A 22,230-nucleotide genomic window follows, 5' to 3' on the forward strand; every position below is an offset into this window, starting at 1 on the left:
CCTCCCGTGCTGTGTCGGTGCGTTCGGGCACGGCGGGCGGCCTCGCGTCGACATCTGTGTTCCAAACAGTACATTTGCGCGGCAATTTAATGCAAATGAGAGGCATTTGCAATCGTAATTTTGAGAATTGATGGGGAGGGGAAGGGTGCACGGCACGGAGGCGGTCGATCTGGTGTGCGGGTTTTGCAAAATACCGAATTGTGGGAAATTAATCGTTTCGTGGAGGGGATCGGATAGTGCCTCCATCTCGTTCGTACGGTGAAATTGCGAGAAATGTCGGGTAGACGTGATCCGTCGTGGATCGGAAAAACGGAGTGGGTCGTTTGACAAATACCGTAATTCGGGATTACATTAAAACCACTTCAGCCAAACCCGTCGAGCAGCCGCATGAACATCCCACAGTCGGACAGCGATATCGAAACAAGCAGCGGGGCGAGCGTCGTCCTCACCACGGCGCGCGACGCCGGCGTCGACGTCTGTTTCGCCAATCCCGGCACGACCGAGATGCCGTTCGTCGGTGCGCTCGATACCGTGGCGGGCATGCGCTCGATCCTCGGGCTGTTCGAGGGGGTGTGCACGGGCGCCGCGGACGGCTATGGCCGCATGGCCGGCAAGCCCGCGATGACGCTGCTGCACCTCGGGCCCGGCCACGCGAACGGCATTGCCAACCTGCACAATGCGCGCCGCGCCCGCACGCCGATCCTGAACATCGTCGGCGATCACACGCGGGAGCATCTGAAGTACGACGCGCCGCTGACGTCCGACATCGAGTCGCTCGCCCGTCCGGTGTCGGTGTGGTATCGCAGCGTGGCGCGCGACACGGATCTCGCGACCGATACGGCCGATGCGATTTCGGCCTCGATGGGCGCGCAGCGCGGCGTCGCGACCCTCGTGCTGCCCGTCGATCTCCAGTCGGCCAGGGTGCGCGGCGCGGCGTCGCCCGCCGTCGTGCGCCCGGCCGCGGTGTCGTTCGATGCCGCTCGCGTCGAACGGGTTGCCGATCTGCTGCTCAGTGGCCATCGCGCCGTCCTGCTGATGGGCGCGCGCGCGCTGTCGGCCCGCGGGCAGCGTGCGGCGGCGCGCATCGCGGCCGCGACCGGCGCGACCTGCTTCAGCGAGACGTTTCCCGCGCGCGAGGAGCGCGGCGGCGGCCTGCCGGACATCGACCGCCTGCCTTATTTCCCCGAGCCGGCGCTGGCCGCGCTGGCCGGCCGGCGCGTGGTGCTGGCCGGCGCGCTTGCGCCCGTCACCTACTTCGGCTACGAGGGCATTCCCGGCGAACTCGCGCGACCGGAGGACATCGTCACGCTGGCCGCGCCGGGCGACGCGGCGGACGACGCGCTGGAGGCGCTGGCCGATCGCATCGGCGCGTCGACGAACGACGCGGGTGTACGCGTCGAGCGCTGGCGCGTGGAGGATGGCCCGCTCACGCCGCAGGCCGTCGGCCGCGTGCTCGCGAATGCGTTGCCCGACGACGCGATCGTGTCGATCGAGGGCGGCACGTGCGGCTATCCGTTCGTGACCGCATCGGCGCGCGCGCGTCGCCACACGATTCTCACGAACACGGGCGGGGCGATCGGCCAGGGCCTGCCGGTGGCACTGGGCGCCGCCGTCGCGTGCCCGGACCGCCGCGTGTTCGCGCTGCAGTCCGACGGCAGTGCGCAGTACACGATCCAGTCGCTGTGGACGATGGCGCGCGAGCGTTTGCCGATCGTGATGCTGATCGCCTCGAACCGGCGCTACGGCATCCTGCAGACCGAACTCGCGCGCAGCGGCCTGCCGGCGGATACGCCGCATGCCAGCCGCCTGACCCAACTGGACGACCCGCCGATCGACTGGCTCGCGCTGTCACGCGGCTACGGCGTGCCGGCTCAACGCGCGAGCGACACCCGTGCGCTGGTGCAAGCGCTCGACGATGCGCTTGCGCGCACCGACGGGCCGACGCTCGTCGAAATGCAGTTGTCCTGATCGCGCAACCCGCTCCTTTCCTCAATCCCGACTCTCACCTTTCATCGACATGGATCTGCAACTGCACGGAAAAGCCGCGTTCATCACCGGCGGCAGCATGGGCATCGGCAAGGCGGTCGCGCTCGAACTGGCGCGCGAAGGCGTCAACGTCGCGATCGCCGCGCGCCGCATCGAACACCTCGAAGCGGCCGCCGCCGAGATTCGCACGGCGCTTGCGCCGCTCGGCGACGCGGCCGGCGAGATCCTGCCCGTCACGGTGGACACGACCGACATGGCGTCGATCGAAGCGGCGATGGCCGCGAGCGTCGAGCGTTTCGGCCGGCTCGACGTCCTGCTGAACGGCGCCGCGCATCCGGGTGGGCTCGTGCGCGCGGAGCTGGAGCACGCCGATCCGCAGGGGCTGCTGCAGGACATCGACATCAAGGTGGTCGGCTACCTGCGTTGTGCGAAGGCGGCCGCGCCGTATATGCGGCGCAACGGCTTCGGCCGGATCGTCAATATCGGCGGCCTGACCGGCCGCGGCAGCAAGCAGCTGTCCGGCATGCGCAACGTGGCGATCGTGCACCTGACCAAGACGCTGTCCGACCAGCTCGGTCCGTTCGGCATCACGGTCAACACGATTCACCCGGGCGTCGTCGAGACGCCGCACATCCACGAGCTCTACGAGAAGGAAGCGCAGAAGCAAGGGCTCACGGCCGCGGAGGTCGCGGCCAACTACGTGAAGGTCACGCCGATCCGTCGCGTGCTGCAGCCGGAAGAAATGGGGTGGATCGTCGCGTTTCTCGCGTCGCCGAAGTCCGGCTCGATCACCGGCGAGTCGATCGGCTGCGACGGCGGGCTCACGCGCGGCATTTTTCTCTGACACAAGGAGCATTTCATGACCGCAACCGTACTGGTCGCCACCGCCGGGCAAGGCATCCTGCGCTCGAACGACGACGGCAAGACCTGGCATCGCCTCGGGCTCGCCGAACCGATCGAGTTCGACGGCATCGTGCGCGCGCTCGCGGTGTGCCCCGCGACGCCGTCGCGGATCTATGCCGGCGCCGATTCGGGCCTGTGCATCAGCGAGGATGGCGGCGCGCACTGGTTCCGGCCTGACAACCTGCTGAACGGGCAGACGGTCTGGTCGATCGCGATCGATCCGGCGAACCCGGCGGTGCTCTACGCGGGCACCGGCGCGCCGTCGCGCGCCGCGCTTTACAAGTCGAGCGACGCGGGCGTGACCTGGGAGAGAACGGCACCCGCGTTTCCGGAGTTTTGCTCGGGCGTCAATCGTCCGCGGCTGCTGACGATCTGCGTGGATCTGGACGACAGCCGCAACGTCTGGTACGGCGTGGAGGAGGGCGGCGCGTGGCGCAGCCGCGATGCCGGTGCGAGCTGGACGCGCGTGGACGGCCCCGGCACCGCGATCCGCAACAGCGACATTCACGCGATCGCCATCCTGCCCGCCATGCAAGGCCGCCCGAAGACCACGGTGCTGCTGACGGTCAACGCGGTGTACGTGAGCGAGGACGACGGCTTGACGTGGGACGGCAAGCTGTCGCGTGACCGCTTCGACGGGCTGTACTACACGCGCACCGTCGTGCAACTGCCGGAACCGGAAGGCGACCTGCTGATGGCGATCGGCGACGGTACGCCGGGCACCCGCAGCCGCATCTATCGCTCGACCGACCGCGGCCATGCGTGGCACGAGACGGATCTGCACACGCCGCCGAACTCCACGTTCTGGGCGTTCGGCGCGCATGCGGCCCGGCCGGCGCTCGTTTATGCGGGCACCAAGTACGGGCACCTGTTCCGCTCGCGCGACGGCGGCCGTAACTGGACCAAGGAATGGCGCGAGTTCAGCGAGATCACGGCGGTCGCGTGGACGCCGTTCGAGGCGCCGCTGGCCGCCCACGCGCAGTCGACCCATTGAGCGGAGCGAACGATGACACTGTCCGATATCCGCCAACGCGCCGAGCGTGCGAACGCGAGCGGCCTGCCGCTGCCGACGCCGCGCGTGCAGCGCACCCACCTGTCGCTGTTCGTGCGCGACCCCGTCCGCTCGAGCATCTGGTACGCCGACGTGCTCGGCATGACGGAAACCGCGCGCGACGCGCAGTGGGTGTTCATGTCGTTCGGCCAGAAGCACCACGACATCGCGCTGATTCGCGCGGCATCCGATGCGGAGCTCGGCACGATCGGCCTGCAGCACTACGGCCTCGAAATCGCCGGCGGGCTGACCGAATTGCGCCGCCTGTACGGGATGCTGATTCGCCGCGACGTGCCGATCGTCAAGATCACCGATCACAAGGTCGGGATCGGTGTGTATTTCACGGACCCTGACGGCAACCGGCTCGAATTCTTCTGCGAAATGGTCACGGACGACGAAGAGGGCAAGCGCGTGCTGCATCGATACAACGCGCCGAGCGATCCCGTCCAGCTCGAACCGCTGTTCGACTGAAACGCCGCCTTTCAATCCGCATCATCGACGTCTTATATAGGAATGCAAATGAGCAAGACCGCCAATTTCGAAGGCTTTCACATCCGCAAGTGGTACACGCAGATCGAGGATTCGCTCGCGAACGAAACCGGCCAGCTCGCGGATGGCGAGCCGCTGCGCAAGATCGTGATCGCCGCGGCCGTTCACAACCCGTACGCGGGGCGATTCAGCGAAAACCTCGACGATCTCGTGCGCCCGTCGCCCGCGCTCGGCAAGGAGTTTGCGCGACGCATCGAGTCGCTCGCGGACGGCCGCGGGATCGAGAGCTACGGCAAGGCGTGCCTGGTCGGCTCGGCCGGCGAATACGAACACGGCAACGCGTTCCTCACGTCGATCTTCGCGGAGCCGATCCGCGCGGCGCTGGGCGGCGGCAAATCGTGGGTGCCGTCGAGCGGCAAGCGCGGCCCGATCAATACCGTGATCGACGTGCCGCTCGCGCACAAGGATGCACTCTACGTGCGCTCGCACTACGACACGGTGACGTGCCTGTTTCCCGATGCACCCAACGACGACGAAGTGCTGGTGATCTTCGCGTTCGCGACGCGCGGCCGGCTGCACGCACGGCTCGGCGGCCTGAAGGCGAGCGAGATCGTCGGTCGCGACGGTCTGGTCTGAGCGCGCATGCCGATCGGGGAGCACATCATGAACACGGCATCCGTCAAGGATGGATGGGTCGACAGCGATGGACTGCGGCTGCACTACGTGAGCTGGGGGCGCGACGATGCGCCGACCGTGGTGATGCTGCACGGCTTGCGCAGTTACGCGCATACCTGGGCGCCCGTCGCCGATGCGCTGGTCGACCGCTACCGGGTCGTCGCGCTCGATCAGCGCGGGCGCGGGCTGAGCGACTGGGATCCGCGGCGGGACTACTACGCGGCAGCCTACGTGCGCGATCTCGACGCATTGGTGCGCGCACTGGGCCTGCGACGATTCGTGCTGGTCGGGCACTCGATGGGCGGCGCCAATGCGTTCGTCTACGCAGCGTCGCAAGCGGAACGGCACGCCGAAAGGCTCGCCGGCCTCGTGATCGAGGACATGGGCCCCGGTGCGTCGGCCGGCTCGCCGGGTTCCGAGCGCATCAAGCGCGAGTTGCAGGAAACCCCGGACGCGTTCGCGTCGTGGGACGACGCGCGCGCATTCTGGCGACGCCAGCGGCCGAACATCACGGAATCCGCGCTCGATTCGCGCCTCGCACATTCGCTGAAAGAGGGCGAGCAAGGCCGGATCGTCTGGCGTCACGATGCGCAAGGGATCGCGGTGGCACGGCTGGCCGCGACGCCGGAGCAGCTCGTCCATCTGTGGCCGCTGATCCTCAACCTGCACGTGCCCACGCTGTTGTTGCGCGGCGGCGACTCGGATTTCCTGTCCGCGGACGTGGCGGCCGAAATGGCGGCCGCCCATGCGGAAATCGAGCGGATCGACATTCCCGGCGCGACGCATTACGTGCACGACGATCAGCCCGATGCGTTCAATCGCGCGCTGCGCACCTGGCTCGATCGTCTCGATGATCCTGCATGGCGCGTGGGAGGCGCGGGCGAATGAAAGCGAACAACCGGAACCGGACCTCGGTCGCCATCGTCGGCGCGGGGCCGAACGGCGCGGCCATGGCGAACCTGCTCGGCCTGTATGGCGTCGATACGATCGTCGTCGAACGGGCGCCGCAGATCGTCGAATTCCCGCGCGCGGTCGGCATCGACGACGAGGCGCTGCGGCTGTTTCAGACGGCCGGCCTGGCCGACGAACTGAGCCGCGACATCATCCAGAACGTGCCGCTGCGCATGTTCAAGGCGAACGGCGAATGTTTCGCCGACATCCGTCCGTCGATACGCGAGTTCGGCTGGTGGCGCCGCAACATCTTCATGCAGCACCTGGCCGAACGCACGCTGCGCGATGCACTGGCACGCTATCCGCACGTGTCGCTGCGTACGGGGGAAGAGGTCGTCGGTCTGGAACAGGACGACGAATGCGTGACGCTTCAGGTACGCGCCGCCGACGGGCAGCAATACGAACTCGATGCCGACTACGTGGTGGCGGCCGACGGCGGGCGCAGCCCCGTCCGCGAGATGCTCGGCATCAGGCTGGCCGGTACGACGCATCCAATGAAGTGGGTCGTGGTCGACGTGAAGAACGCGCGGCTCGACCAGCCGTGTACCGCGCTGAACTGCGATCCGCGCCGCCCGAACGTCTGCATTTATCTGCCGTTCAACTATCGACGCTGGGAATTTCTCGTGTTTCCGCACGAGGACGAGGAGGCGATCGCGCAACCGGAGTCGATCCGCGCGCTGATCGCGCCGTACGTCGACGACGTCGATCGCATCGAGATCGTGCGTGCGCGGACCTACACGCATCACTCTCGTGTGGCCGAACGTTTCGTCGCCGGCCGGGTGGCGCTCATCGGCGATGCCGCGCACCTGAGCCCGCCGTGGATCGGCCAGGGGCTGAACGCGGGGCTGCGCGACGTGGGCAATCTGGCCTGGAAGCTGGCGGGGGTCGTGAACGGCACGTTGCACCGGCGCGTGATCTCGACGTACGAATCGGAGCGGCGCGACCATGCGAAAGCGATGATCGATCTCGCGGACACGTTCGGCGCGATGCTGATGCCGACCAGCCGTCTGGTCGCGTTCCTGCGCGACCGGTTCCTCGGGCTCGCGCGGTATGCGCCGGGTCTGAAGGACTACGTGCTGCAGATGCGCTTCAAGCCGATGCCCAGCTATACGCACGGGGTCGTGGTCACGGGCACGTCGGACGCCGTCGGGCGCATGATCGTCCAACCCGACGTCGAGACGGCCGACGGTGCACGTCGCAAGCTCGACGACGTGCTCGGCCCGTGGTTTGCGATCATCGGCTGGCGATGCGATCCACAGGCATGCCTGAGCGACGACGATCGCGCGTTCTGGACCGCGCTGGGCGCGAAATTCGTGCAGATCGTACGGTCGCGCAGCGGAACGTGCCGTGAGCAGCGCATCGCGAGCGCGCACGACAGCGTGTGCGTCGAGGACGTCGACAACGCGATGGCCGAATGGTTCGACCGGCACGCGGCGCCGCTCGTCGTCGTCCGTCCGGACCGCTATGTGGCGGCGCAGACGGACGCCGCCGGCATGGCCGGCGTGACCGCGGCGTTCCAGGCGTTTGCAGCGCGACAACGGGAGACCGCGGATGTTTGTTGAGCAACGCACCTACACGCTGGTGCCGGGCGGCGTCGCCGAGTATCTGCGGCTGTATGCGGAATGCGGTCGCGCGCCGCAGGAGCACGCACTCGGCACGATGGTCGGCTGTTTTGCGACGGAGATCGGGCCGCTGAACCAGCTCGTCTATCTGTGGGCGTTCGAGTCGCTGGACGATCGCGCCCGGCGTCGCGCGGTGCTGCTGGCCGATCCCGAATTCAGGACGTTTCGCGGCAAGGTCCGGCATCTGCTCGTCCGGCAGGACAACCAGATCCTCCGACAGGAAATCGGCGGCCTGTTGCATGCACCGCCATCGGCCGCGTGATGCGACCGTCGCCCTGTCCATCACGCATCGCGCCGTCTCTACCGAGGTATCCGTCTTGATCCCGTTTACGCCCCTGACTTCCCGCATGACACCCGACGCGCAACGCGATTACGCGTCGCTCCATCTGTATATCGACGGCCGGTTCCTTCAGGCCGACGGCCGGCGCACGCAGCCCGTGCTCGATCCGGGCACCGGCGGCGTGCTCGGCGACCTGCCGCATGCGACGTCGGACGATATCGATGCAGCGGTGCGCGCCGCGCATCGCGCGTTCGCGACGTGGCGCCGCGAGTCGCCGCTCGCGCGCTCGGACATCCTGCGCCGCGCGGCCGCGCTGGTGCGCGAGCGGGCCGAGGCGATCGGCCGCCACATCACGATGGACCAGGGCAAGCCGCTTCGCGAGGCGATCGCCGAGGTCGTGTCGTCCGCCGAACAGCTCGAATGGCACGCGGAGGAAGGGCGTCGCACGTACGGCCGCGTCGTGCCGTCGCGCTCCCCGGATGTTGCCCAGACGGTGCTGCGGGAGCCGATCGGCGTGTGCGCGGCGTTCTCGCCGTGGAATTTTCCGTTCAGCCAGGCGATGCACAAGATCGCGGCCGCGCTTGCATCGGGGTGCACGCTGGTGCTGAAAGGGCCGGAGGAATCGCCGAGCGCGATCGTCGCGCTCGCGCGCATCTTTCACGATGCCGGCTTGCCCGCGGGCTGCCTGAACATCGTCTGGGGCGTGCCGGCCGACGTGTCCAGGCAACTGATCGAGTCGCCGCTGGTGCGCAAGATCTCGTTCACGGGTTCGGTGCCGGTCGGCAAGCAACTGGCGGCGCTTGCCGCGTCGCACATGAAGCGCATGACCATGGAGCTCGGCGGGCATGCGCCGGTGCTGGTCTGCGCGGACGCGGAAATCGAACGCGCGGCGACGATGCTGGCCGCGTACAAGTTTCGCAACGCCGGGCAGGTTTGCGTATCGCCGACGCGTTTCTTCGTGCAACGCCCGGTGTTCGACCGGTTCGTCGCCGCGTATCTCGACGCGGTCGGCAAGATTCGCGTCGGCTACGGGCTGGAGGCGACGACCACGATGGGCCCGCTCGCGCATGCGCGACGCGTATCCGCGATCGACGCGTTCGTCGCCGACGCGAAGGCAAAAGGGGCAGAGATTGCCGCGGGCGGGGCGCGCTTGGCGGGCGCGGGGCCGGGGCACTACTTCGCGCCGACGGTCGTGCTGGGCCCGGCGCGCGACACGCGGCTGATGAACGAGGAGCCGTTCGGCCCGATCGTCGGGATCGTGCCGTTCGATGCGCTCGACGATGCGCTCGACGAAGCCAACCGCTTGCCGTTCGGCCTCGCGTCGTACGCGTTCACGACGTCGTCGCGCCATGCGCACCGGATCGGCCGTGCGCTCGAGGCCGGCATGGTCAACATCAATCACTTCGGCATGGGGCCGGCGGAGATCCCGTTCGGCGGCGTGAAGGACAGCGGTTTCGGCAGCGAGGGCGGCACGGAGACGTTCGACGGCTATCTGGTCACCAAATTCATCACGCAGATGAATTGATCGGGCGCCGGTAGACGATCGGGCGCGGCCTCGTTCGCGACGCCGCGCGAATGCTCAGGTGGCGTTGCCGATCTGGGCGGTGGCGTCGATCAGGAGCTTGCCGAGTACGTGTTCGTCGAACAGTGCGAAGTGCTCGGCGCGAAAGATCAGCGACAGGCTGCTGTTGACCTCGCCGCTGCTGGCGGTGCGAATCGGTGCGGCGATGCCGACGAACCCGGCGTCGAGCTCGCCGCGCGAGATCCAGTAGCCCGCGTCGACGATCTGCTGGCAGGCGCGCCAGAACTGCGTCCAGTCGGCGGCGAATTCGCCCAGCTCGGCGTTGTGCCGCTCATGCAGGCGCTTCAGCCGCGCGCGCGACATCGCGGCCACGATCACTTTCGACGAAGCGCCCTGGAACAGCGGCATGATGCGGCCGCGGCCGAAACCCAGTTGCAGGTTCTCGGCGCCGGTTTCGTGCATCACGTTGATGATCTGCTCGTCGAACAGCGTCGAGACGAGCGCATCGCCGCCGGTGACCTGAACCAGCTTCTGGATCACGGGCTTCGCGGCGGTGAGCGTCGGGTCCGACTGCCGCATGTTGTAGTCGAGATGGATGATGCGCGGGCCCAGCGTATAGCGGCCGTTGGTGCCGACGAGCAGGCCGACGGAAGCCAGTTCCTTCACGTAGCGATAGCACGTGGTGCGCGAAAAGCCCATGTGTTCGGCGATTTCCTCGGCGGTCATCGACGTCGCGGACGAAGAGAAAACGTCGAGGATGGACAGCATTTTGGTGAGGCTCGACATGACGTGATCCGGGATCAGGCGGCTTACGGCTATGGAACGGGAAGGACGAACGCGGCTCGGCCCGTCGGGCTGCGGCACGGCATGCGGCGCCGCGGGCGACAGGCCGTAGTCTAACGTAAGTCGTGCGGGCGGCAACCGGAACCGCATTGGCGAATGGGCGGGAAGCGGGCCGGCCGTGTCGGGTTGGATCACTTCACTGTAAATCATACGGATTCCTATTTTAAGAGATGAAATCAAGCTGGATCGATGTTGCTGCCGCGCCGGTCGGTTCACGGGCGCATCGGCCGGGAAAATTCGATGAGGAGAAGCAGATGAAAGGGTGGTTCCGGATGGCGGCATGGTGCGGCTGCAGTGCCGTCGCACCGGCGTTCGCGCAATCGAGCATGACGCTCTATGGGTCGCTGGACACGGGCGTGACCTATACGAGCGACGTGGCGTCCGCCCCGCGAGGCGGGCGTCAGCTCGCGTTGCAGGCCGGCGTGTCGCGCAACGACGTGTGGGGCCTGACGGGTAGGGAGGATCTCGGCGGCGCCAACTTCGCGGTGTTCCGGCTGGAGAGCCAGTTCCAGACGTCGGACGGCGCGCTGACCGTACCGGGCTCCGCGTTCAGTTCACAAGCGTACGTCGGGCTCGGCGGTGACTGGGGGACCGTGACGCTCGGGCGCCAGTTCGATTTCGTCGGCGATCTGCTGCCGGCCTTCGCGATTGGCGCAAACACGCCGGCTGGCCTGCTCGCGTGGGGATTGCCGACGAACGCGTCGGCGGGCGGTGCGCTCGACAACCGCGTGTGGGGCGTCCAGGTGAACAATGCGGTGAAGTACGTGAGCCCGACATTCGGCGGGGTCGCGTTCGGCGGCATGTGGGGATTCGGCAACGTGCCCGGCACGGTCGCACGCAGCAGCGTGCAAAGCGCGATGCTGTCCTACACGCAAGGCGCGTTCAGCGCCGCGCTCGCGTATTTCGGCCAGCATGACGTGACCGCCGGCGGCAATCTGCGCAACTTTTCGGGCGGTGCCGGCTACAACGTCGGGCCGTTTCGTGTCTTCGGGATGGTGTCGGACGTCCGGATCAGCGCCGCCGCGCCGTTGCGGGCCACCACCTATGACGCCGGGTTGACCTATGCCGTCACGCCGTCGTTGCAGCTGGGCGGCGGTTTCCAGTACCAGCAGCGCGGCGGCGATATCGGCTCGGCCAACCAGGTCACGTTGAGCGCCGACTATTCGCTGTCGAAACGTACCGGCCTTTACGCGGTATTCGCACGCGGGCACGACAGCGCGTATGGCGCGCAGGTCGAAGCGGCGCTCGGCGGGGCGGCGTCCGGCTCGACGCAGACCGCCGTTCGGCTCGGGCTGCGGCATCAGTTCTGACGACGCGGGAACACACGGGCTGGCGCGTGCGCCACGCGCGAGTCCGTGTTTTTCCACTGGATTCAGAAACGATGCATCATCCCGACGCGCAACGCCAGTTGGTTGCGGCCCGACGACTGCCCGGCCGTGCCCAGCACGTGCGCGTAGTCGAAGTCGGTGCCGGTGTTGCCGGTCGCATGCTGGTACGCGCCCTGGATGTACGTCGAGGTCCGCTTGCTGAGATCGTAGTCGAGCATCATCGACAGCTGGTGCCAGCTCGGCGACGCATCGCCCGCCGCCGTCGCGACATGCGCATGCGTGTAGGTATAGGCGGCGCCTAGCCAGAGATCCGGCCGGAAGAAATACTGGCCGTTGACCTCGAAGTTGTCGAATTTCCACGCGTTCTGCGAGCCTGCCGCGGGCTGGTTCGTGAAGTAGAGATTCGACTCGGGGTTGGTCACGTCGACGTGAGAATACGCGGCGGACAGCGTCAGCTTGTCGCTGAACTTGTACGATGCGCCGGCATCGATGTTCTGCTGCGAGCGGCCGCTGAAGACCGTGTCGTCGCTCGACAATGCGCCGCCCGCGATTGCGCCGCCGTTGTTGGCCTTCAGGTACGCGACGGCGGCGGAAAATGCGCCGGCCTGGTACTGCACGGCGGCGCTGTAAACGCGGTTTCGCGCGAAGCCGCCCGCCTGATTCGCGAGCCCGTAGAGCACTTCGCCCTTGAAGCCGCCATACGTGGGCGACACGTACTTGACGCTGTTCTGGATGCGGTAGTCCCAGTCGGCGTTGTCGTTGTCGTACGGGTGCGCGCCGAAGTCGCCGAGCCAGTTGCCGGTGGCCGTGAAAGGACTCCACATGTCGAGCGTGGGGTCGTACTGGCGGCCGAACGTGAGCGTGCCGAACCGGTCGGAATCAAGCCCGACGTAGGCCTGCCTGCCGAACATCCGCGACGTCACGCCGAGCGCGCCGGTGCTCGCGTTGAAGCCGTTCTCGAGCTGGAACAGCGCTCTCAGCCCGCCGCCGAGGTCCTCGGTGCCTTTCAGCCCCCAGTTGCTGCCCACGGTATCGCCGCTGACCATCTGGTAAGCCTTGCTGCCGCCCGCGTTGCTCGTGAAATTGACGCCTTCGTCGATCAGGCCGTATAGCGTCACGGTGCTTTGCGCATGGGCCGTCAGGCCGAATCCCATGGCGCTCGCGGCCGATACGGCCGCCATCATCTTCTTCATCGTCGATCTCCAGGTGGGGACGGCCCACGCGGCGCGGTTTCCGACGGCATGCGGCGGCACCGGACACGTGTGGCAAGTCCGCTTGTCGTTAGTAAAACGAAATATAAAATGCGAAGAAGATCGGCCCGCCGCGATCGCGGCGGACCGAATGACGAACCTCGCCGGGCGCGAGGTTCCGCGTGGCGGCGGCGTTACAGCATCCGCCGCAGCACGTCGTTTTCCGGATTGCGATCGAAGAACCGGTGTTTCAGCGCGCCGAGTACATGCAGCACGATGAGCGCGAGCAACGTGTAGGCGAGCGTCTTATGCAACCACTGAAACGCCTCGAACCAGTGGTCGTTCTTCGGCAGCAGCTCGGGTACGCGGAAAAAGAAGAACGGCACGCCGTCGCTCTGCGTAAACGTGCTGGACATCGAATAACCCATCAGCGGCACGATAATCGCGAGCGCGTACAGCAGGTAGTGGCCGATCTTGGCAAGCTTGCGGTCGAGCGTCGGCAGCGTGGAAGGCAGCGGCGGCAACGGCTTCATCGAACGAATCGCCAGTTGCGTGACGACCACCAGCAGCGTGAGCACGCCGAATTCCTTGTGGGTCGGGTAATACCAGTCGAACTTGGCCGGCAGGTTGTCGTCGAGCCGGACCATCGTCCAGCCGGTCCAGAGCTGCGCGCCGATCAGGATCGCCCTGACCCAGTGCAGCAGCCGAAGCGTGAGCGGGTATTTCTCCGCGGGGAATGCAATGGCCTGGTTGTCCATTTGACTTGTCTTCCTTTGAAACGACATTGCGACAGGCGGGATGCCGATCGTCGACTTCGACGTCCCGTGGCGATCTTCGTCGAACCGAGGCCGGATGGCGAGGCGCACGAACCTTCGACGAAAAGTCCGTGCGCCGGGCTGCTTCCTGCGGTCAGGCGATCGCCCGCGAATCCGCGCAGCACTCCTGCAATGCCTCGCGCAGCGTCACGGCCATGAAGTCGGCTTCGCCTTGCTGCAACGTCAGCGGCGGCGACATCACCACCTTGTTGGCGATCGCCCGCACCAGCACGCCGCGCCGGCGCGCGGCATCGGCCACGCGGGCGGCGAACCCCAGGCCCGGATCGAGCGGCGTGCGGCTGGCCTTGTCGGTCACCAGATCGAGCGCCAGCATCAGCCCCTTGCCGCGCACGTCGCCGACGGTCTCGAAGTCGGCCTTCAGCGGCAGCAATTGCTCGAGCAGGCGCTGGCCCACCCGCGCCGCGTTGCCCGGCAGATCCTCGGCCTCGACGATGTCGAGCACGGCGAGCGACGCGGCGCAGGCGAGCGGATGCCCGCTGTACGTATAGCCGTGCATGACCACGTGCGAGAAACCCGCGCCATGTTCGATCGCGTCGGCGATCCGCCCGTTGTACAGCGTCGCGCCGAGCGGCACGTAGCCGGCGGAAATGCCCTTGGCGACGCACAGGATGTCGGCGGCGACGCCCCAGCCGCGGCTGCCGAGCAGGCTGCCGGTGCGGCCGAAGCCGGTGACCACCTCGTCCGCGATCAGCAGGATGCCGTTGCGGTCGCATACGGCGCGCACGCGCGCCCAGTAATCGGCCGGCGGGACGATCAGGCCGCCGGCGCCCTGCACCGGTTCGGCGACGAATGCGGCGATGGTCTGCGGGCCGTGGAACGCGATCGTTTCCTCGAGCTGCCGGATGCAGTGCTCGACGAGTTGTTGCGGGTCGTCGCAGTTCCACGGATTGCGATAGAGCCACGGCGTGTCGAGCAGCACGCAGCCGGGCAGCAGCGGGCCGTGATTGTAATGGTAGACGCCGTTGCCGCCGATCGACGTGCCGCCCATGTGCACGCCGTGATAGCCGTTGCGCAGCGACAGGAATTTCGTGCGCGACGGCTCGCCCGCGGCGACCCAGTACTGGCGCGCCATCTTGAGCGCGGTCTCGATCGCGTCGGACCCGCCGCTGCCGAACATCACCCGTTGCATGTCCTCCTGCGCGAACATCGCGCACAGGCGGTCGGCCAGATCGTAGACGCGCGGATGGGCGACGCCGTCGAAGGTCTGGTAGTACGACAGCTCGTCCATCTGCCGGGCGATCGCGCTTTTCACTTCCGGCCGGTTGTGACCGACGTTGACGTTCCACAGGCCGCCCACCCCGTCGAGCATGCGGTGGCCGTCGACGTCGTACACGTAGTTGCCGTCGCCGCGCTCGATGATCACGGTGGGGGTCGTATGTCCGGCGGCCGCCGAGCTCATCGGATGCCAGAATCGTTTTTGACGCTTTTGATAGTCCATGGTGTCTCTCGTTTCTCTTGCGAAGTGCTTGAACAGGTTGCGGCGCGGTGCGCGCCGCGGGATCACAGGGCTGCGGTGACGATCTTTTCCTCGAGGTACGAATCGAGCGCGGCCTTCGACAGGTCGCGCCCGATCCCGCTTTGCTTGGTGCCGCCCCACGGCAGGCGTGCGTCGATCGGACTCCACGCATTGATCGCGACCGCGCCGACGTCGAGCCGCTCGGCGACGCGGTGCGCGGTGCCGACGTCCTGCGTCCACACGGAAGCGGACAGGCCGAACGGCGTGTCGTTGGCGATGCGAACGGCGTCGTCCTCGGTCTCGAACGGCATCACCATGCCGACCGGGCCGAACACTTCGTCGCGGGCGATCCGCATGCCCGGATGGACGCCGCCCAGGATCGTGGGGCGCATGAAGCAGCCGCGCGGCGGCACCTGTTCGTCGCCGGCGAGCATGACCGCTCCTTCGGCGAGCGCGCCGTCGACGAGCGTACGCACGCGCGCGAGGTGACGCGGGTTGATCAGCGCACCCATCTGCACGCCGGGCTCCGATGGCGGACCGATGCGCATCGCCCGGGCCGCGTCGGCAAGCCGTTCCTCGAGTGCCTGGGCGATCGAGCGGTGCGCGAGCACGCGCGAGCCGGCCGCGCACGTCTGTCCCTGGTTCGCGAACATGCCGGCCATCAGCGACGGAATCGCACGGTCGAGATCGGCATCCGCGAAGACGATCTGCGCGGCCTTGCCGCCCAGTTCGAGCGTGACGCGCTTGAAGGTCTTGGCAGCCACTCCCGCGATCGCGCGGCCGACTTCGGTGCTGCCGGTGAAGCTGATCTTGTTCACGAGCGGGTGCGCGACCAGCGCGGCGCCGACTTCCGCGCCTATGCCGTGGACGATGTTGACGACCCCGGCGGGAAGGCCGGCTTCGCAGACGAGCTCACCGAGCCGGGTGATCGCCAGCGGCGTGTCTTCCGACGGCTTGACGACCACCGGGCAGCCGGCCGCCAGCGCCGGCGCGAGCTTCCATACCGCGATCATCAACGGCGCGTTCCACGGGATGATCTGGCCGGCGACGCCCACCGGCGCACGCCGCGTGTAGCTGAGCGTCGGGCGGCCCATGAAGCCGTCGGTCGGAATCGTGCGGCCCTCGAGCTTGTCGGCCCAGCCGGCGAAGTAGCGCAGCGTGTCGATGCACATCGGGAGGTCCATCATGCGCATCTCGGCAAGCGGACGTCCCTGTTCGACGGCCAGCAATTCCGTCAGCGCATTGCCGTCGCGCTCGACGAGGTCCGCCAGCCGAAGCAGCCAGCGCGCGCGGGCCGGGCCGCCGGCGCGGGCCCAGGCGTCGTCGTGCAGCGCGGCGTGCGCGGCGCGCACCGCGCGATCGACGTCTTCGGCGGTCGATGCGGGCACGGCGGCCACGTAGTCGCCGGTCGCCGGCGCCAGTTTTTCGAAGGTGCGGCCGGCCGCTGCGTCGCAATGCCTGCCGCCGATCAGATTCTGAATTTTCATCATGGTGTCCGTGTTTCCCAGGGGCGAATCGTCGGGCCGAACGGTGCGGCGGCGAGGGCGGCCGCCACCGTGCTGCTTCGACGTCGCATTCACTGTATGTCGATGAAATCGGGAGCCTTGTCCGCTATCGGCAATCGTTGCCGCGCGATCGGGCTAGGGAATACCCGTGCCGGCGCGACGCATCGCGGGGCGCGTCGGCAGCGGGAAATGCTCGGGGAGTGAACAACGAGACGACGGTGCGGCGCGGCACCGTCCGGGCGGCGGCTACTGGGCGGCGCGCCCGAGTTCGCGATACAGGTCGGGGTCGCTGCGCTTCAATCGCAGCGCGGCGCGGATGCCGAGCGCGCCGACGGCGACGAGGAAATACGGAAACATCGCGACGAAGGTCGAATCCGATCCGCTCAGCACGGACAGGTTGCGCACGACCAGCACGAGACACGCGCCGAGCGCGATCACGCTGACGAGCGGCGCGATCAGGCGGTGCACGACGCCGGCGTCCCGACGGTCGCGCGCGAAGAACGCGATCACCGAGGCCGCCACCAGGATCTGCACCGCGATGATGCCGATCGTGGCCAGCGCGCTCATCCACGAGAACACGACCGCGAACGGGTCGAGGCGAAAGGCCGCCGATCCGGCGATGGCCGCGAGCGCGATCAGCGTCTGCACCTTGCCGGCGACGTCCGGGCAACGGTGCACGGGGCACGTATGGCCGAGCTTGCGCCACAGTACGCGTTCGCGGCCCATCGCGTAGAAATAGCGCGTGATCGTGTTGTGGAACGACAGGATGGCCGCGAACAGGCTCGTGACGAGCAGCACGTTCATCGCGTCCGTCGCGATGCCGCCGAGCAGCCGGCCGCTGACGGCAAACCAGAGATTGGCCGGATCGCGCGCGGCCTGCGCGGCGATCGCGTGCTCGCCCCACGCCTCGACGATCGCCCACGACGACAGCGCGTAGAACGCCATGATGAGGATCACGGCCAGGTAGGTGGCGCGCGGAATCGTGCGCTTCGGGTCGCGCGCCTCCTCGGAGAAGATTGCCGTCGCCTCGAAGCCCATGTACGAGCCGAGCACGAACACGAGCGCGGTGCCGAGCCCGGGCGCGAACACCATCGCGGGGCTGAACGGTTTCGCGCTGAAGCCGCCGGTGCTCGCGCCGTGCGCGACGATCGCGAGATCGAGCAGCATCACGATCGCGATTTCACCGATCATCAGCATGCCGAGCAGCCGGCCGCTGAACTCGATGCGCCGCGCGCCGCAGAAGTGGACCGCGACGACGCACGCGAGCGCGAACGCCCACCACGGCACGTCGACGCCATAGTGCCGCTGGATGCTGTCGTTCAGGAAGAAGCCGAACATGCAGTAGATCGCGATCTGCACCGCGTTGTACGCGACGATCGCGACGAATGCGCCGCCCACGCCGGCAGGGCGCCCGAGCCCGTTCGCGATGTATGCGTAGAACGCGCCCGCATTGGAGATGTGCCGGCTCATCGCGGCATAGCCGATGCTGAAAATCAGGTACATCACGCCCGCCAGCACGAATACGCCCGGCACGCCGGGGCCGTTGCCGAGCGAGAACGCCGCGGGTGTCGCGCCGACCATCGCGGTGAGCGGCGCGGCCGCGGCGACGACGAAGAAGACGATGTGTGAGAGTCCGACGGCGTTCTTGCTGAGCCCCGCTTCGGACCGGGGTGACGATTCGTTCATGAGTAGTCCCGCTGGCCGGATCGTGCGTCAGGAGTCGACACCGGCATGCCTGATCGATAGCCCCGTGCCGCGCGCCGCTCCTGACGAGCCGGCAAGCGATGTCGACGTTCGCCGACGCCACGGGTGTGCGCTTGGACGGCCGCTCGATGCGGTGCAGCGCATGCGAGCCGGCCGACGACAAAATTTACGGTGGCGAAAAAACGGTCGTTGTCCGTTATCGGCAATCCGCACGTGTCGGCCGGCCGGGGGATTACCCGGATGCGGCGCCGCCATGCGTCTGCCGCAGGCTCAGCTCAGGCGCGGCGTGTGCGACGGCAGCTCGTGGAAATGCTGCTGGTAGTACGCGGAGAAGCGTCCGAAGTGGCAAAAGCCGAATTGCGCTGCCGCGTCGCCGATCCGTATCGTCTCGGGTGTCGTCATCAGGAAGCGGCGCACGGCGTTCAGCCGGATCGAGCGCAGATAGGCGGTCGGCGTGGTGCCGACCACGTTCTGGAAGCTGTATTGCAGCGTGCGGCGGCTGATGCGGAGGTGGTGACAGAGATCGAGGACCGTTGGTACGTCGTCGGATTCCAGCGCGATTTCCTGGCTGCGGCGCACGATGTAGCTCTGCGTCGATGCCGACGGCAGCGCCCCCGCATCCGGGTCGTCGGACTGTACGAGATCGAGCAGGATGCCGACCACACTGTGCGCGAGCACGCGTTCGTCGAACGCATCGCGTGCGGTGAGCGAACCGCTGTCGAGCGCCTGGCAAAGCACGCGCTCGAGGCCGTTCAGTGCATTGCCGTAGCGTGCGGGCGAGATCGGCAGCACCGGCTGCTTCAGGATGCGGGCGGGGAGGTTCGCGAGTTCGTCCAGTTCGCGGTCGGCCGTGAGCGTGCGGTCGATCGTGAACGCGAGCACCTCGGTGTCGCACGGCAGGTGGGCGACGAACTCCTCGCCGCCGCGCAGGGTCAGCAGGCTCGGACACTCGACGGCGCGCCCCTGGACCACGGGCGCGACCGCACTGGCGATCGGCAGCGCGAAGCAGAGCCGGTTGCGCGGCGCGAGGCCGTGCTGCATCACGCGCTGGTTGATGCGTTCGCGAAAGACGTGAAAACGCTGGCCGGCGACCTGGCGCAGCGTGGTCGTGGCGGTGCCCGGACTGATCTGGTCGTAGTGCTGCGACCAGTTCACGATCGCCTGGGAATGGAGGAACACATCCGAGAAGCACAGTGTTTCAGCGCGCAGGTTCATGGCGTGGCGAATGCATCCCGTTTCAAATTCGATCCCGGCCGAAGCCGGCTCATGCTGCCCGGGCGCGGGCAGCGCGGCTCGTCCTGCAGACGATCATATCCAGAAAAAAACACCGGGTGACCCGATCGAAAACCCGTTGACCCTCGTCGAGCGAGCACGTCGCGGAGGGCGACGGAGCGTAACCGAACCGAAAGAAATGCGGGGGTGCCGGACAATATCGACAAGCGACCGTCGTTGGCGATCGTGTTTTTTAAAATCTCATTATAAGGGATTGTATTTATTTATAAGGTCGGGTTTACACATGGTGTTGCGCGAGGTCTTGCAACGAGGGGAAAGCGGCCAATAAGATCGTAATACGTTGCTGTTTTCTTACAAAACTGACGAATGCGGATTTGGCGACGTGGTGTCTCACGGGTCAGCGCCCTCTCTCGTGTTAACTACCAATAAATCCCGAAATACGGGATTCGTATAATTGCTTCGCAACGCCTCGCTTGCTCGTGACGCATGTCCACATACCGGGAGCGGTCCATGTCCGAGTCACCCCCTGCCGTCTTGTATCGTCGGATCGCGCTGCGCGTGATTCCGTTTCTGTTCGTCTGTTACGTGATCAACTTCGTCGATCGCGTCAACATCGGGTTCGCCAAGCTGCAGTTCCTGCAGGACCTCGGCTTGAGCGAAGCCGTATTCGGCTCCGCGACGGCCATCTTCTTCATCAGTTACGCCGCATTCGAGGTGCCGAGCAATCTGGTGCTGGCGCGCATCGGCGCGAGCCGCACGCTCATGCGAATCATGGTGCTGTGGGGCCTCTGCACGGTGGCGCAGATGTTCGTGACCGGGAGCGTGTCGCTGTACGTGGTGCGCTTTCTGCTCGGCGCCGCCGAGGCCGGCTTCTTTCCGGGCCTGATCCTGTACCTGTCGTACTGGTTTCCGGATACGGTGCGCGCCCGTGTCAACAGCGTGCTGCTGCTCGCCGTTCCTGTAGCCGGGATGATCGGCGGACCGCTGTCCGGCTGGATCATGGCGCACCTGCAGGACACGATGGGGTTACGCGGATGGCAATGGCTGTTCCTGATCGAGGGATTGCCGGCCATCGCGCTCGGGCTGGTCGCGCCGCGGATGCTGAGCGACCGGCCGGAGCAGGCGGCATGGCTGTCGCCGCCGGAGCGGCAGGCGCTCTTGCGCGATCTGGACGCGGAGCGGGCCTCGGCCGTGGTCGGCCATGGCCGGGTGGGCGTGCTCGACATCGTTCGCAACGGTCGGGTGCTGGGGCTTGCGGCGATCTATTTCTGCGTCTACGTCGGCATGGGTACGGTGACGTTCTGGTCGCCGACGGTGCTGAAGGCGGCCGGGGTGGCGAGCGTCACCGGAATCGGTTGGTTGTCCGGACTGATTTCCGTGTTCACGATGATCGGCAACGTGGCGATCGCATGGAGTTCCGACCGATACGGCGAGCGCCGGTGGCATGCGGTGGTGTGCATGCTCGTCACCGCCTGCAGTCTGCTGCTCCTGCGCTTCTCGGTCGGTCACGTATGGATCACCGTGGCCTTGCTTGCGATCGCGCAGCTGTGCGCGTTCACCGTGCCGATCGTGTTCTGGACGATTCCGGCTGCCCAACTGACCGGCCGGGCGGCGGCGGCGGGCATCGCGGTGATCAGCATGCTGGGTTCGCTCGGCGGGGCGTTCAGTTCGTGGCTGGTCGGCGTCCTGTTTGCGCGGACCGGCGCGCCGTATGCCGGGTTCGGGGTGGTGGCGGGGCTGCTGGTGGTCGGCGCGGTGCTGGTGACGAGCCTGGTGCCGCGCACGCTGCCGGCGCGCCGCACGGCCAGCGAACGGGCCGCGTTGCAGGGCGTTGAATAGCGCGTTGCCGGCGCCCGTGCTCGCCAACGCGTGCCGGCGCCGGCACGCGGTCAATCCGGATCGGCTTTCAGGCCACCCTCGATCCACCGCGCTTCGGACGCACGAAGATGCGCGCGAATCGCCGTCTGGGCCGCAATCGGGTCGCCGGCCTGCAGCGCGAGCAGCACGTCCTCGTGCTCGCGCACCGCGGCGGTCCAGGTCTGCGGATTTTCCGCGTGACCGCGCATGGCGGCCGCGATTGGGTCGTGGCGGCTGTCGAACAGCTCGCCGACGAAGCGGGTGAGCACCGAATTGCCGGCGGCTTCCGCGATCAGCATGTGGAACTGCCGGTCGGCTTCGACCGGCGATTTGCCGGCCTCCGCGAGCCGCTTCATGCGCTGCACGGTGCGGCGCAGGCGTTCCAGCATGGCGGCCGTCATCCGCGCGGCGGCCAGCGCGGCGACGCTGCCTTCGACGGCCGCGCGGGCCTGCATCAATTCCGACGGACTGTCGCCGAGCGTGGCCATCGGGCCGACGTCGTCGGCCGCCGTGTCGCGCACATAGACGCCGGAGCCCATCCGGATTTCGATCTGGCCGCCGATTTCCAGCGCGATCAACGCTTCGCGCAGCGATGGGCGCGATACGCCGAGCGTCAGCGCCAGCTCGCGCTCCGGCGGTAACCGCTCGCCGATCGCGAATTCGCCCTGACGAATCAGCGCGACGATCTGGGCCGCGACCGATTGGTAAAGCCGCTTGGGTTCTGTCGATTTCATTCGATGGATCGGGATCAAGGCGCTTTGGGCGCAAGCGCGTGTCGCGGAGTCTATCACGCTTGCTG

General features: G+C 67.2%; 19 protein-coding genes. 11 read left to right on the forward strand and 8 right to left on the reverse strand.

The annotated features are described in order from the left end of the window. The first annotated feature begins 387 nt into the window (after positions 1-387). The 9 genes from JMF86_RS31655 to JMF86_RS31695 all read left to right on the forward strand — a co-directional run bounded on the left by JMF86_RS31655 (position 388) and on the right by JMF86_RS31695 (position 9,482). Entirely contained in the window at positions 388-1,968 is a 1,581-nt protein-coding gene (locus tag JMF86_RS31655) for an acetolactate synthase large subunit (RefSeq protein ID WP_054928656.1), read from the forward strand. Between the two features lie 49 nt (positions 1,969-2,017). Then, on the forward strand, positions 2,018-2,830 hold the full coding sequence (locus JMF86_RS31660; protein WP_011549886.1) for an SDR family NAD(P)-dependent oxidoreductase: 813 nt from the start codon (positions 2,018-2,020) through the stop codon (positions 2,828-2,830). Between the two features lie 15 nt (positions 2,831-2,845). Next, positions 2,846-3,883, forward strand: a complete 1,038-nt coding sequence (locus tag JMF86_RS31665) for a sialidase family protein (protein WP_201317270.1) — start codon at positions 2,846-2,848, stop codon at positions 3,881-3,883. Between the two features lie 12 nt (positions 3,884-3,895). Next, the gene (locus JMF86_RS31670) at positions 3,896-4,411 is read left to right on the forward strand and encodes a VOC family protein (RefSeq protein WP_011549884.1); all 516 of its coding nucleotides are present in this window, start codon (positions 3,896-3,898) and stop codon (positions 4,409-4,411) included. 48 nt (positions 4,412-4,459) lie between these two features. Beyond that, entirely contained in the window at positions 4,460-5,065 is a 606-nt protein-coding gene (locus JMF86_RS31675; RefSeq protein WP_011549883.1) for an amino acid synthesis family protein, read from the forward strand. A 27-nt stretch (positions 5,066-5,092) separates the two neighbouring features. Continuing rightward, positions 5,093-5,992 (forward strand): alpha/beta fold hydrolase, encoded by a 900-nt coding sequence (locus JMF86_RS31680; protein WP_011549882.1) that lies wholly within the window; start codon positions 5,093-5,095, stop codon positions 5,990-5,992. Beyond that, on the forward strand, positions 5,989-7,617 hold the full coding sequence (locus JMF86_RS31685) for a bifunctional 3-(3-hydroxy-phenyl)propionate/3-hydroxycinnamic acid hydroxylase (protein WP_011549881.1): 1,629 nt from the start codon (positions 5,989-5,991) through the stop codon (positions 7,615-7,617). Before JMF86_RS31680 ends, JMF86_RS31685 begins: the two co-directional genes overlap by 4 nt. Further along, the gene (locus JMF86_RS31690; protein WP_201317271.1) at positions 7,607-7,939 is read left to right on the forward strand and encodes an NIPSNAP family protein; all 333 of its coding nucleotides are present in this window, start codon (positions 7,607-7,609) and stop codon (positions 7,937-7,939) included. Before JMF86_RS31685 ends, JMF86_RS31690 begins: the two co-directional genes overlap by 11 nt. Before the next feature lie 85 nt (positions 7,940-8,024). Next, positions 8,025-9,482: an NAD-dependent succinate-semialdehyde dehydrogenase gene (locus JMF86_RS31695; RefSeq protein WP_011549879.1), complete on the forward strand. Its 1,458-nt coding sequence runs from the start codon at positions 8,025-8,027 to the stop codon at positions 9,480-9,482. 54 nt (positions 9,483-9,536) lie between these two features. On the opposite strand, the gene JMF86_RS31700 is transcribed toward JMF86_RS31695, so the two are convergent. Then, entirely contained in the window at positions 9,537-10,604 is a 1,068-nt protein-coding gene (locus JMF86_RS31700; RefSeq protein ID WP_231691729.1) for an IclR family transcriptional regulator, read from the reverse strand. Between JMF86_RS31700 and JMF86_RS31705 the strand changes: the two genes are divergently transcribed. After that, on the forward strand, positions 10,577-11,632 hold the full coding sequence (locus tag JMF86_RS31705; protein WP_011549877.1) for a porin: 1,056 nt from the start codon (positions 10,577-10,579) through the stop codon (positions 11,630-11,632). The genes JMF86_RS31700 and JMF86_RS31705 overlap by 28 nt on opposite strands. A 62-nt stretch (positions 11,633-11,694) precedes the next feature. Here the strand turns inward: JMF86_RS31705 and JMF86_RS31710 are convergent, their stop codons facing one another. The 6 genes from JMF86_RS31710 to JMF86_RS31735 form a co-directional block, all read right to left on the reverse strand. Further along, positions 11,695-12,843, reverse strand: a complete 1,149-nt coding sequence (locus JMF86_RS31710) for a porin (protein ID WP_011549876.1) — start codon at positions 12,841-12,843, stop codon at positions 11,695-11,697. A gap of 191 nt (positions 12,844-13,034) precedes the next feature. Continuing rightward, positions 13,035-13,598, reverse strand: coding sequence for a cytochrome b (locus JMF86_RS31715; protein ID WP_011549875.1), 564 nt, complete (start codon positions 13,596-13,598; stop codon positions 13,035-13,037). Between the two features lie 151 nt (positions 13,599-13,749). After that, the gene (locus tag JMF86_RS31720; RefSeq protein WP_011695045.1) at positions 13,750-15,114 is read right to left on the reverse strand and encodes an aspartate aminotransferase family protein; all 1,365 of its coding nucleotides are present in this window, start codon (positions 15,112-15,114) and stop codon (positions 13,750-13,752) included. A gap of 62 nt (positions 15,115-15,176) precedes the next feature. Then, positions 15,177-16,622 (reverse strand): aldehyde dehydrogenase, encoded by a 1,446-nt coding sequence (locus tag JMF86_RS31725; RefSeq protein ID WP_041489558.1) that lies wholly within the window; start codon positions 16,620-16,622, stop codon positions 15,177-15,179. Between the two features lie 261 nt (positions 16,623-16,883). After that, the gene (locus JMF86_RS31730; protein ID WP_011549872.1) at positions 16,884-18,323 is read right to left on the reverse strand and encodes an APC family permease; all 1,440 of its coding nucleotides are present in this window, start codon (positions 18,321-18,323) and stop codon (positions 16,884-16,886) included. Between the two features lie 288 nt (positions 18,324-18,611). Continuing rightward, positions 18,612-19,556 carry a helix-turn-helix domain-containing protein gene (locus JMF86_RS31735; RefSeq protein ID WP_011549871.1) on the reverse strand — a complete coding sequence of 315 codons (945 nt, stop codon included), beginning with the start codon at positions 19,554-19,556 and terminating at the stop codon, positions 18,612-18,614. 528 nt (positions 19,557-20,084) lie between these two features. On the opposite strand from JMF86_RS31735, the gene JMF86_RS31740 reads away from it, so the two are divergent. Beyond that, positions 20,085-21,413 carry an MFS transporter gene (locus tag JMF86_RS31740; protein WP_011549870.1) on the forward strand — a complete coding sequence of 443 codons (1,329 nt, stop codon included), beginning with the start codon at positions 20,085-20,087 and terminating at the stop codon, positions 21,411-21,413. 50 nt (positions 21,414-21,463) lie between these two features. On the opposite strand, the gene JMF86_RS31745 is transcribed toward JMF86_RS31740, so the two are convergent. Continuing rightward, positions 21,464-22,165: a FadR/GntR family transcriptional regulator gene (locus tag JMF86_RS31745; protein ID WP_011549869.1), complete on the reverse strand. Its 702-nt coding sequence runs from the start codon at positions 22,163-22,165 to the stop codon at positions 21,464-21,466. Positions 22,166-22,230 lie beyond the last annotated feature (65 nt).

Source organism: Burkholderia sp. E168m15 (assembly GCF_016586105.1).
GTDB classification, from domain to species: Bacteria; Pseudomonadota; Gammaproteobacteria; order Burkholderiales; family Burkholderiaceae; genus Burkholderia; species Burkholderia orbicola.